Origin of the sequence: Leptolyngbya boryana PCC 6306, assembly GCF_000353285.1 — a bacterium.
In the GTDB taxonomy this organism is placed as follows: Bacteria; Cyanobacteriota; Cyanobacteriia; order Leptolyngbyales; family Leptolyngbyaceae; genus Leptolyngbya; species Leptolyngbya boryana.
Window position 1 is genome coordinate 3,937,418 of the sequence record NZ_KB731324.1, and the last position, 12,234, is coordinate 3,949,651.

Below are 12,234 nucleotides of genomic sequence, written 5' to 3' on the forward strand. Positions count from 1 at the left end.
CTCATGTCCTACCTCGACGATCGCTTTAGTCTGCTCGATCAAATGCCACTCGGGATTTGTGTGCTCCGATCGGACTATCAAGTCGTATTTTGGAACAGTGCGCTAGAAGAATGGACGCAGATTGGGCGCAAGCGGATTGAGGGGCAAGCGATTTGTGACTTTTTTCCTCACTTTCGTCAATCGCTTTATACCAATCGCCTCGCTCCGATTTTTGAGGGAGGACCACCGACAATTTTCTCCTCACAGCTTCACAAATACATCATTCCAACTGCGTTCTCGGATGGCAGACAGCGGATTCAACATACCACCGTGACTTCGATTCCCGCGACTCAAGGAGACGGATTTTATGCAATGCTGTCGATTCAAGATGTCACCGATTTGACCTTTCAGGTGCAAGAGTATCGTCAAATGCGCGATCGCGCTTTAGCTGAAGCTGAGAACCGCAAACTCGCTCAAGAAAGCGCTGAAGTTGCCAATCGAGTCAAAGACGAGTTTCTGGCGATCGTCTCTCATGAACTCCGTACCCCGCTTAACCCGATTTTAGGCTGGTCGAAACTGCTCTGTGAAGGCAAGCTTTCAGGCGAGGTCGCTCAACGCGCGCTCAATACGATCTTTAGAAATGCAGCGTTGCAAGTGCAATTGATCGATGATTTGCTCGATGTGTCTCGCATTCTGCGCGGCAAATTAAGCCTCAAGTGGGGGATCATTGATCTCATCGCTGTGGTGCATTCTGCGCTCGATACGGTTCGTTTGATGGCAGATAACAAAAGAATTAAACTGCAGTTTGATGCTGAGGCTTCGATGATGATTCGGGGTGATGCGACTCGCTTGCAGCAAGTCGTGTGGAATTTGCTCACGAACGCGATTAAATTTACACCTGAAGCAGGACAGATTGAGATTTCCTTAAGCGATGCAGAAAATTTTGCAGTTTTATCTGTTCAAGATACGGGTAGAGGCATCACCTCAGACTTTCTGCCTTATGTGTTCGAGTCGTTTCGGCAAGAAGATGCTTCTAGTACGCGCAAAATTGGCGGGCTAGGACTCGGATTAGCAATTACTCGGCATTTAGTTGAACTGCATGGCGGAACGATTGAAGTGCACAGTGGCGGGGCGGGGCAAGGCTCAGTGTTTATTATCAAGCTGCCGATCGCTGAGCCTCGATTTCAGGCTCATTTACACCCAACCGACTTCAAAGGTGATGAGTTACCTAGCTTGGCTGGACTGCATATTTTAGCTGTGGATGATGAGCAGGATGGGCTGGATTTCCTAAAGTTTCTATTGGAAAGTTGTGGTGCGACCGTCACGGCTGTCGATTCTGTGTCAGAGGCAATGACTGCACTGAATCGTGCTCGATTCGACTTGATTGTGACGGATCTCAGTATGCCGAGTGCGGATGGATTTGAATTGATTGAATCGGTACGATCGCGCTCGGATGCCGCGCGATTGATTCCCGCGATCGCACTGACGGCTTATGCCTCTGAAGCGACTCAGCAACAAGCGATTCTGGCTGGATTTCAACGGCATTTAGTCAAGCCTCTGAATCCTGACGAACTGATTCAAACCGTCAACCAACTTGCAACGACTCAGGCATGATTGAATACCTTCACGATCGCATTAATCAAGTCATCGGGTTCTACAGGCTTCGCTAAATGGGCTTGGAATCCAGCCCCCAAGGCGCGATCGCAGTCTTCGGGTTTAGCAAAAGCAGTCAGCGCGATCGCCTTGACAGATTGACCTTGTGGTAATTGTCGAATTCGCTGCAACAACAAATACCCATCTTCTTCTGGCATACCAATATCACTCAGCAGTACATCTGGCACAAACTGTTGAAATATCCCATACGCTTGTGCCGCAGAATGAGCGATGGCAACGGTTGCTCCAAAATCGCTCAGGACAAACTGAAGATAGTCACAAGTATCAAGGACATCATCGACAATGAGGATCTTGACCTTGCTCAAGTCTGCGATCGTAGGATTCGGCTCAATCGAGGTCGGTTGAGCAACCTGATCAATCAGTGGAAACCTGACTGTAAACGTTGCACCTTGATTTAGCCCCGGACTCTCAACCTGAACGGTTCCGCCATGCAATTCAACTAAATGCCGCACAATTGCAAGTCCTAGCCCTAATCCATCTTTCGATCGGGTGGTGCTATTTTCCACTTGTCGAAATCGCTCAAAGATATACGGCAAAAAATCAGCACTGATGCCTTGTCCTGTGTCGGTTACACTGATAGCAGCATCATTGCCGACCTGCTCTAACGAGACGGTAACATGTCCGCCGTTGGGGGTAAATTTAATCGCATTCGTCACGATATTTGTCAGGATTTGCTGCAGCCGATTGGCATCTCCTAAAATCCGTCCGACTTCTGGCTCAATGGTCGAACAGAGTCGAATTTGCTTTGTGGTTGCTGCAAGCTGTCCGTTTGCAACGACAACTGTGATAATTGGGGCTAAATGTATGGGCACACAATCTAAGCGGAGTTGACCGCGCAGAATGCGAGACACATCGAGCAAATCTTCGATTAACTTGACTTGAGCTTGCGTATTGCGCTCGATCGTTTCTAACGCTTGTTCAACTCTCGCAGAATCAAACTGACGAGAACGCAGCAGTTTTGTCCAGCCCAGAATCGCATTCAGGGGCGATCGCAGTTCGTGAGAGACGATCGCGAGAAACTCATCTTTGGTTCGATTTGCCAGTTCAGCCGCAGCACGAGCGTTCTGAGCTTCGGCAAGTAACATTTCTCGCTCGCGCTGGAGCTGTTTTTGTTCGGTTAAATCGACCACAAAGCTAATGCCGCGATGGTGTGATCCTTCAAACATCACCCCCCCCAAAAGCACACTAATGCGGCTACCATCTTTGCGAATGTATTCTTTCTCTAAGGTGTCCGAGGTTTGCTGGCGCATTTTCTCGATCGACGCATCGCTAAGCTGGATCTGTTCTGGCGGGGTCAAAGCTCTCCAGTTTACTTTCCCAGCATGTAAGTCTTCACGCGTGTAGCCAACTAAATTGAGAAAAGCATCATTCGCATCTAAAACTGTTCCATCTGCATCCCAGAATTCAATGCCGATTAGATTCAAATCAACCAATCGTTTGAGTCGAGCTTCGCTCTCTCGCAAGTCTGCTTCGGTTTGCTTACGATTACTAATATCAATCGTACTTCCTACAATGCGGATCGGTTGACCTGTAATGTCTTTGACGACTAAACCCCGATCTTCAACCCACAGATAATGCCCGTTGCGATGGCGCACTCGATATTCTGCACAATAGCGATCGAGGCTTTCTAAGTGCTCATTTAAGTTACTGAAATCAAATCGAGCCAGGTCTTCAGGATGGATTTGTTGCCACCACCATTGCAGCGAAGGATCGACTTCTTCAGGACAATAGCCACACAGATCCATCAAGCCTCGTGAACGGTAAACGGTATTATTTTTGAAATTCCAATCGTAAATCAAACCATTGGTCGCCATGACGGCAAGCTCAAAGCGTTCGGTTGCTTGCTGCAAGGACAATTCAGTCGCTTTTTGCTCGCTGATGTCTCGTCCTGCGGCTTGAAATTCGATGATTTGATCTGCTGAATTGAAAATGGCGCGATTTGTCCACTGCTGCCAGCCTATCTCCCCGTTCGATCTGCAAACTAAATGTTCTTGAATCAGAGTCGGACGATCTGGAGTTAATGTATTGAGTACATCAATCTGTTGCTGAATCTGCTCACGAGCACCTTCGGGGATCAGGTGCAAAAAATTCTGTCCGAGCAAGGTTTCGGCAGTCGTCCCAAAGTAGCGACAGTAAGCAGGATTGACAAAAGTCAGTGTTCCATCGGGAAGAAAGTGGCAAATCAAAACGGCTTGATCTTGCACGATCGCCTGATAGCGTTCCTCGCTGTCTCGCAAAGCCTGTTGTGTTTGCTGGAGTGCTCGTCTCAGTGCAGTATGTTCGATCGCAGTTTGAAGGGTCAATCTCAAGCGGTTTGGCGTAATCTGACTTTTGACTAAATAATCTTCTGCACCGCTTTTCATCGCCTGATCTGCGATAGATTCATCTTCTTGCTCGATGATCATCACGATCGGCGGAAAAGTTTTGCCCCCTTGAGCTTTCAACTTTGCCAAAAACTGAAGCCCATCTAAATCTGGCAGCCGAAAGTCAAGCAAAATTCCATCGATTTGCTGCAACTCGCATACCTTCAACCCATCGAAAGCTGATTCTGCCTCTAAAATTGTGTAGGTTATTCCTGGATCATTCGTTAAGTAACGGCGATACATTTGCCGATCTTGAAAAAAGTCATCAACAATTAGAACCGTCTGTTGGCTTTGCGTCATTGTGCTCATCAACAAGGAAACGAATGAAAACAGGACATACTTTCTAGGCTTATATCAAAGTTTGAATGCCAGTTCAGCAAAGATAAATTGGTTCAGCACTCTCTTTCCTCTAAGATGCGTTCGATCTGAGCTTGATCTCAGTCACACAATTAACAGCAACGTAAGAATGCATATCAAAATCTCTCGTGATTAAGCAAAAATCATATCTATCTACAGAGGGGTTTAAGTTAATCTGTGAAGTGATAGGAGTATCAATTTCAAAAAGGAATGAGCGTTGATTCACCGAGAATTTCCCGAATGCGTTGCTGTCTCTAGATTCCCTCTCAGCCTCGAAGAGGGGAACAAAACGCCCGGTTTTTCTGCTGCATTTGGAAAGAAGAAATCCTTGGATGAGAGCAAACTCAGACGATTTAGGCTGGTGAGTAATTGAATTGATAATTCTAGGCGGATGATCGATTTCCTAAAGTAATTCTGCTGGCTCTAAATCGTTTTTCTAAATAGGAATAAGATTATCATTTTCCAGACGAATTGCGTCTACAAATAAACTCAGGATTTCTCCAAAATTTCTTCAAATTTAAAAAGTACAATAAAAGGCTTTTTAGAATTGATCATGAACGCGAATTATTCTGTTAAGGCTCTTGCCAATCTTTCTAGCCAAGATATTTCAACACAGATGACAAGTTGCTTCATTACAAGGTTGCCCCAAGCTGAAGATGTGAGTGAACGAGGGTAAACGATCACGATGCTGCACAACGTTCAGAACATGAGGGTGAATTTTGAAGATGAATTTATGATCCGCATGAAACGATGCAATCGTACAGTTCCATTAGGGGTAAATTATCTATAAGAAGTCTTAGTGACAGCAAGACTTTCGATAGCAACGGTTCTATGTTCTCGACAGCTTTGTATTGCTCCATACTTAAGAAGCTAAATATCCGATACAGGGAAGATGTAAAAGATAATGGAGAAGATACTTCGCAAAGAGAGAAATATCCACTTCAATCTGGCTTAGAGTTTATGTTAGCCAAGCGGATTCTGCTGATTGATGATGAAAGAAGACTGGCTCGGGTCATTCAAGCCTGTCTGAGCAAACTTGGAGGTTGGACAGTGATCGTTGCAACATCAGGGGCAGACGGATTGACGAAGGCTGAAACAGAACAGCCAGATGCAATCTTACTAGATATCATGATGCCGGACATGGATGGAATCATGCTCTTACGACACTTGAAGAAACATCCAGTCACCGCAGCCATTCCAGTTATTCTTTTGACTGCCAAGCTACCTGCGATCGCGGCTGATCCAAACCATCCCCTACCGATTTCCGGCATGATTGCAAAACCATTTGAGCCGTTAAATTTAGCAGAACAAATTGCAGAAATTTTGGCATGGTAACTACCAGGTCACATTTATAAGACTGGTACGGCAACGCTCAATTCCACTTCCGCGCAGCAGACAGGACTGCCATAGTAAATTTAAGCTTTTCTTAAAAGCCTGTTCTATCGCGTGGAAGATTTGTGATGAACTCTTGACCTAGTAAGCTACCCATAGCATTAGCAACGAGTTGGGTTTGGCTTAGCATGAACGCTTCAAATCAATGTTTTATTTGCTCTCATACTTTACTCTCCCATGTACTGCATGGAGAGAAGAATTGGTATTGTAGCCACTGTCGTGAATACTTTCCGGCTTCATTTCACCAACGGATACATGCAATGAATACGATTAGACATGAAAGTCTGACCCGAACTCGCCAACCTTCGCATCGGCTACTACAACCTGCCGCGATCGCTTAAAAAGCAAGCTTGCCCTCTAAATTCCTAAGATTTGTGAGTTTAGAGAGCAAGACTGAGTAACAAGCAATTAGCGAACGGGCTGTTTTTCCCGTGCCAAGAACTTTTCAAGTTCAGTTAGCGCATCAGCGTCTACTTTCGTTTGCATGGGGCAGAACTTCGGTCCACACATCGAGCAGAACTCAGCAGTCTTATAAATGTCTGCTGGTAATGTTTCATCGTGGTATTCCTTGGCTCGCTCTGGATCCAGCGAAAGTTCAAATTGCCGATTCCAGTCAAAGTTATACCGTGCAGCCGAAAGCTCATCATCGCGATCGCGCGCTCCCGGTCGATGCCGTGCAATATCTGCCGCATGTGCCGCAATCTTATAAGCAATCAACCCATTACGAACATCTTCCGCATTCGGCAAGCCTAAATGCTCTTTCGGAGTCACGTAACACAGCATAGCAGTCCCATACCAACCTGCCATCGCAGCCCCGATCGCGGAAGTAATATGGTCATAGCCTGGAGCAATATCGGTGACTAATGGACCCAAGACATAGAAAGGTGCTTCCGAACACTCTTCCATTTGCTTGCGAACATTGAACTCGATCTGATCCATCGGCACATGTCCTGGTCCTTCAACCATGACTTGAATATCATGTTCCCACGCTTTACGGGTCAGTTGTCCGAGTGTTTTTAATTCCGAAAGCTGAGCTTCATCCGACGCGTCGTGAGTACAACCCGGACGCAGTGAATCTCCTAAACTAAACGACACATCGTACTTCTTGAAAATTTCGATAATGTCATCAAAGTGGGTGTAGAGCGGATTCTGCTTGTGATGCTGCAACATCCAGCGCGCAATAATTCCACCACCACGAGAAACAATCCCAGTAATTCGAGATTTCACGAGCGGCAAGTATTCGATCAACAATCCCGCATGAATGGTCATGTAATCCACGCCTTGTTGAGCGTGCTTTTCAATCACATGTAGAAAATCATCTGGGGTTAAGCGATCGAGATTGCCATGCACACTTTCGAGAACCTGATAAATCGGCACAGTTCCGATCGGCACAGGAGAAGCATTGATGATCGCAGTCCGAATCTCATCTAAGTTTCCGCCCCCGGTTGACAAATCCATCACGGTATCAGCACCGTACTTGACCGCGAGTTTGAGTTTGTCTACTTCTTCATCAATGTTCGAGGAATTGGGCGATGCCCCAATGTTCGCGTTCACCTTACATTTTGAAGCAATCCCGATCGCCATCGGCTCCAAATTGGGGTGATTGATATTCGCCGGAATGATCATCCGACCGCGTGCGACTTCATCGCGAATCAATTCAACAGGAAGATTTTCCCGCTGAGCGACATAGTGCATTTCTTCGGTAATGACTCCGTTGCGAGCGTAGTGCATTTGAGAAACATTCTTCTGTCCTCGGCGTTTTGCGATCCATTCTGTCCGCATTAGTTTTTCCTCTGATTAATGAGCTTCCCTTCGCTGGCATTACCCAGTCTCAGGTTCTAAGGGTTTGTTCTCAGCCCAGTCGGGCACCCCTAGCTTGATTGTCTATCGTACCAGTCTGAGCGCAGAAATGCAGGATATGTCGCGATCGTTTCAGTCAAGAAAAGTTTGATGTAGAAGCGCGATCGTAGATAAACAAGCTGCCCACAAAAGGAAGCCCTCGATTGCAGAACAATCGAGGGCTTTATCATTCAACCGACTTTAGTTAGAGCAAATTAGATCGAAGTCGCATCTAGATTGCGCTTGTAGGGAACGACATCTTCGCCAAAGAAGCGAGCATACTCAGTTCCATCGACGATCGCATGTACAACAGCACTCAACCCTTGACCCGATAAGATCTGATTGTATTCGTGCAGCTCTTCCTGACTGATCGGCGCCCGACCTAGCAAATGACGGAACAATAGCTCGATCGCTTTTGCATTCGGATAGGGAGTATAGAAGCGCTGGCTATAGCTCGGTGAACTTGCCAATGCGCGAACAAACTCCCGCACTGAAATTTCGCCCTGCTGCAACTGAGCTTCGAGATCCGATCGCTTAAACTCAACCGGAACTTGATCCGCTGGTACATTCATCACTTGAGCATAAATGGCATTGATCACCATCTCACTCTCGTGCTGCATCATGCCAGGATTCATCCGGTAGATGCGAGCAGGCTTACGGCGCATGTCCAACTCTGCCGGGACGAAGGGAGTCGAAGAACGACCCACTTGAGCTACATCTTTGCCATTTGCCGCGATCGCGCTAGAAGTCAACGGCATCGTGGAAATATCTAGGCGCGAATTCGTGGGCGAAAAGCTCGGAACTTCAACCTTATCGTTTTGCTTCGTCAGCTTGTTGTACAAGGTTTGAGAGTTCGGGAAGTTCGCAGCCGGCAAGGTTAAGAAACGGTTGTATGGAACCACATCTTCACCAAACGCTTCGTTGTACTCGACGGTGTTGACCATCTCGGTGATAAACGCCTTCAAGCCTTGAGTCGCCAGAATCGTGTTGTACTTGCGGATTTCAGCTTGATCCAGAGGAGCACGTCCTAAGAAATGCTTCGTTCCTAGCTCGATCACTTTCGTGTTCGGGTAAGGCGTGTAGAACTCCTTGACATACAGACTGGAAGAACCAAGCCCTGCAATAAACTCTTTCAAGGTGATATCGCCATTGCTGAGTTGAGTTTCCAAGACCGAGAATTCGTTTTGGATCACATACGGAGCAATGTCGCGCTCGAAGACTTGACGATAAGCCGCACCGATCACAGTCTTGAGGTTCGCCTTGTCGTTGAGTTGGGTAAGCTTGAAGACTTTCGTTTGTTCGCGCTTCTTGCTGACCCCTTGGTTGATCCGGAAGTCTACATCGGGTTGAGTCCGTAGACCAGTCGAAGTTCCCAATTGAACGAACAGAGGTGTTTCCTCTTTCGTAATCTTGGTGCCTTTGTCTTGAATCGAACCGACGCGGTTCATTCTCAGAGAAACACCTGCGGGGGTGAGATAGCGCTCATAAGGAACGGTATCTTCGCCAAAGGTTACGTTGTACTCTTCCGTGTCAAGAATCGCATCGACTAATGCGTAAACGCCTTTCTTCGCACTGATATCAAAGTACTTGTTGGTTTCTTGGCGACCGTAGGTTGGACGACCCAACAAGCGACGGTGAATGTATTCCACCGCTTTCATCACATACAGTTTTTCCCAGTACAGACTGCGGAATAGCGGTGACTTCGCCAAGCGACGGACGAATTCTTTAATGGTGATTTCGCCGTTTTCCAGCTTGATTTCATCGACTTTGAGGCGTTGTCCTTCATAGACATCGCGCCCGAAAACTTGCAGATAAGCCGCTTTGATCACCGCTTGGGTGGAGCTTTCTGAGAATTTGGTACTAATGCCTTTTGTGCCAGTAGACCGCTTTCCAAATGACTTGGTAAAGCTAGGACTTTGGTCGTATTTGAAGACTTTTGGACCAAGCGTGCCAGGAGCAACACCGCGCGCGCTTGGATTGCTGAGCTGGTTGTTGATGCCAGGTCCGCGATTGATCAAGATTCGACGTGTATCTTTGCCGAATGGAGCAGGGCTTGCGCTAGGAGTACGAGTTTCTTTCGGGAAGATCGCACCAAACTGGATTTCTAGTGGATCGTTTCCAGAACCGTAAACGTGCTGATCCGGCAACGGCTGATCGTAAGAGGCAAACGTGGTGAGAAACTGCGGAATCTTGCGGAAGGGTGCACTGTAGTTAAACAGGTTTTGTTGCGGACCCCAGTTGCGACATTCTTGAGCTTCTTGACCTAAGCCACGCAGGTACGGAACGGTTTCTTCTCCGAAGTAGTCGCTGTACTCTTGCGAATCGACCAAAGCATCGACGAGGGCATTCAACCCACCGCTCGATACGATCGAGAAATATTTCTGCACCTCTTCACGCGAAGAAGGACCCCGACCGAGAATGTGACGGAATGCCAATTCAAGAGCGCGGCTATTGATGTACGGCTCGAAGAAGTTCTTGCGGTACAAGGGTGATTTTGCCAAGCGACGGATGAATTCCTTCATCGAGATTTCGCTGTTTTTCACCTTCGATTCGAGGTCAGAGATGCTCAATGAGTAAGCGCGAGTGATGTCCCGCTCAAATACCTGGCGGTAAGCTGCCTTGACTGCTTCGTTTTTCTCGCTTGCCGACAGTCCTGGTTTCATCACAAACTTCGGACGGCGTTCTGCTGCATTGAAGTAGATTTGCGGCAGTTGTAAGCCCTGTTGGTCGGGAGAAGGACGTTGACGCAGTTTGGTTGAAGGTGTGGGCGCTTTAAATTCAGTGATCAGAACATCGAAGTACTGATCGACGATCGCTTTTGCATCTGCATCCCCCCGGAAATAAATTCCGGCTGCGACTTTCATTTCTTGCAGTGCCACGATGGTTGCTTCACCGGAACATGCTCGTTCAATAATTTCGCGCAACCCGCGAGTATTGACTGAGATGATGCTCGGATCGCCTGCCACGATCGCATAGGTCGTATAGCGTAAGAACCAGCTTAAGTCGCGGAGCGACTTCGCCATATTGCTCGGGCCATAGCGTGCCACGTTAATTGGACGGAACCCTGGAGGGATTGCACCTGCGCTCGGCGTTAGGAAGAAGTTCCGAATGCCGCCAAATAATCCGCCGCCGGAGCCTTCCGCATAAGTGACAGTTCCCAGTTTCATCCCTTCTTCGGTATTCAGGGTTGTGCCTGCCACCGTTTTCACAGGTTCTGCGTCAACATTTGGCTTTTCAAGGAATGCCATCGGAGAGCCGCCTGTAAAAATGCGGTTTGCCGATCGCGAGACGATCAGTTCAGAGTTCCGTGTCAGAATTTCAGCGATTTCTAGACGTTTTTGCCCAGATTTGAAATACTGCACGAGTTCATCGAGTTCGCCCCGCCCTAAAAAGCGGTCTTGTTGCTCTGCCTGTGAAATCGTTGCAACTGGTACTGTTTGGTATAGTTGCGGGCGCGCAACCGAGCTTCCACCACTTGCCTTAACACTCATTGGATTTCTAAAGCTCCCATTTACGGATCGTTACTGTGTTAAATCTGACCAGAGCTTCACCTGGAACAGCCAATTTAGATTTTGGATTGGCGATTTTGGATTGACTATATATGATTTCATCCACATGCTGAGGCTGATGGAATTTAGGGATCGGGTTCTGAACAAAAATTCAAAATCCAAGATCTAAAATCCAAAATCAGAAGTCAAACACCGCCCAGGGTCAACCAGTTCATTTTTAAGATTAAAACGATTCGGGTTCCTACACTTGAATTATTAAAAAGTGTGTAGAACTCGATCGCTGCTGAATCGACTTCTCATCATAAAAGATAGCGGGTGCGCTGATGAGAGACGGTATAAGTTTTGTAACAAACGCCCGATAAATCTTAATTGCCCGTCCGTACGATTAAACGATACTCTCGATTGGTGTTTGGAGTTACGGTTCCCACCCAGACTTGGTAAGTGCCGGGTTGCAAGTCTTTCTCTCGTAAGCGAGCATCTTTTTTAGAGCCAGCATCGGCACAGCGTACTCCGCCGGGTCCTGACATCAGTAAAGTGGTGTCGCTGCCGCCGCTATCGACTCGAAGCGTCAGAGTAGAGACTGGTTTTTTCAGCACGATCGTATGATCGGGATTCGGATCGCCAAAGCCAAGACATTTGCGTTCGGATCGATCGCTGTTGCTGACAACGGCAGGTAGGGAAGTTGTTCCTCCAGTCGATCCCATCATCATTCCCGATGAAGTTTGATCGTCGATGGTCAAAGTTTTAAAGTTATTGGGTTGTGCCAGTGCAGGCAGAGTAAGAGTGATCGCACTCACTAGCACTCCGCTCAAAAGTCGCCTGATCATTGTAAAATTCCCTGCGTGAAGTGTGAATAATCGTTTCTTAACCGCATCTAATTTGTATTCTAGAACCGAAGAGAGGGGCGATCGTCAGTGAGTGTTCGCTTTTCAGACTGCCGTTGGCAAGCGTCCTGTAGCGCCATATAAATCAGCATTTATTGATACATTCAGAGTCAGGAGAGTCATGCCATTTTTCATTTTGGCTGTGCTACCATTTCTAGGGCTTAGCGTGGTTAAAGTAATCTTATTTCCTTCAGAAGTCCTCACATATTTCCAGGTTCCCGTTTGGGTCTTCTGGTT

The 12,234-nt window shown here is 47.2% G+C and carries 6 protein-coding genes and 1 riboswitch; of the genes, 2 read left to right on the plus strand and 4 right to left on the minus strand.

The genetic code is table 11. The annotated features are described in order from the left end of the window. Positions 1-3: 3 nt before the first annotated feature. Positions 4-1,593: a hybrid sensor histidine kinase/response regulator gene (locus LEPBO_RS0119740; RefSeq protein ID WP_017289296.1), complete on the plus strand. Its 1,590-nt coding sequence runs from the start codon at positions 4-6 to the stop codon at positions 1,591-1,593. Here the strand turns inward: LEPBO_RS0119740 and LEPBO_RS37630 are convergent. Beyond that, positions 1,584-4,316, minus strand: a complete 2,733-nt coding sequence (locus LEPBO_RS37630) for a PAS domain S-box protein (protein ID WP_051077810.1) — start codon at positions 4,314-4,316, stop codon at positions 1,584-1,586. The genes LEPBO_RS0119740 and LEPBO_RS37630 overlap by 10 nt on opposite strands. Positions 4,317-5,333: 1,017 nt before the next feature. On the opposite strand from LEPBO_RS37630, the gene LEPBO_RS0119750 reads away from it, so the two are divergent. Beyond that, a complete protein-coding gene (locus LEPBO_RS0119750) occupies positions 5,334-5,708 on the plus strand; it encodes a response regulator (protein ID WP_017289298.1) in 375 nt (124 codons plus the stop codon). Between the two features lie 465 nt (positions 5,709-6,173). On the opposite strand, the gene thiC is transcribed toward LEPBO_RS0119750, so the two are convergent. The 3 genes from thiC to LEPBO_RS0119765 form a co-directional block, all read right to left on the minus strand. Beyond that, positions 6,174-7,547, minus strand: a complete 1,374-nt coding sequence (gene thiC, locus LEPBO_RS0119755) for a phosphomethylpyrimidine synthase (protein WP_017289299.1) — start codon at positions 7,545-7,547, stop codon at positions 6,174-6,176. A gap of 8 nt (positions 7,548-7,555) precedes the next feature. After that, positions 7,556-7,648: riboswitch (TPP riboswitch) on the minus strand. 171 nt (positions 7,649-7,819) lie between these two features. Beyond that, complete coding sequence (locus LEPBO_RS37635) at positions 7,820-11,095, minus strand: phycobilisome rod-core linker polypeptide (protein ID WP_017289300.1); 3,276 nt, start codon at positions 11,093-11,095, stop codon at positions 7,820-7,822. Between the two features lie 383 nt (positions 11,096-11,478). Beyond that, positions 11,479-11,940 (minus strand): hypothetical protein, encoded by a 462-nt coding sequence (locus LEPBO_RS0119765; RefSeq protein ID WP_017289301.1) that lies wholly within the window; start codon positions 11,938-11,940, stop codon positions 11,479-11,481. Positions 11,941-12,234: the final 294 nt, after the last annotated feature.

Bases quoted from the DNA above. Each gene is read 5' to 3' on its own strand.
- LEPBO_RS0119740 (WP_017289296.1), top strand. From the start codon at position 4: ATGTCCTACCTCGACGATCGCTTTAGTCTGCTCGATCAAATGCCACTC.
- LEPBO_RS37630 (WP_051077810.1), bottom strand. From the start codon at position 4,316: ATGACGCAAAGCCAACAGACGGTTCTAATTGTTGATGACTTTTTTCAA.
- LEPBO_RS0119750 (WP_017289298.1), top strand. From the start codon at position 5,334: ATGTTAGCCAAGCGGATTCTGCTGATTGATGATGAAAGAAGACTGGCT.
- thiC (WP_017289299.1), bottom strand. From the start codon at position 7,547: ATGCGGACAGAATGGATCGCAAAACGCCGAGGACAGAAGAATGTTTCT.
- LEPBO_RS37635 (WP_017289300.1), bottom strand. From the start codon at position 11,095: ATGAGTGTTAAGGCAAGTGGTGGAAGCTCGGTTGCGCGCCCGCAACTA.
- LEPBO_RS0119765 (WP_017289301.1), bottom strand. From the start codon at position 11,940: ATGATCAGGCGACTTTTGAGCGGAGTGCTAGTGAGTGCGATCACTCTT.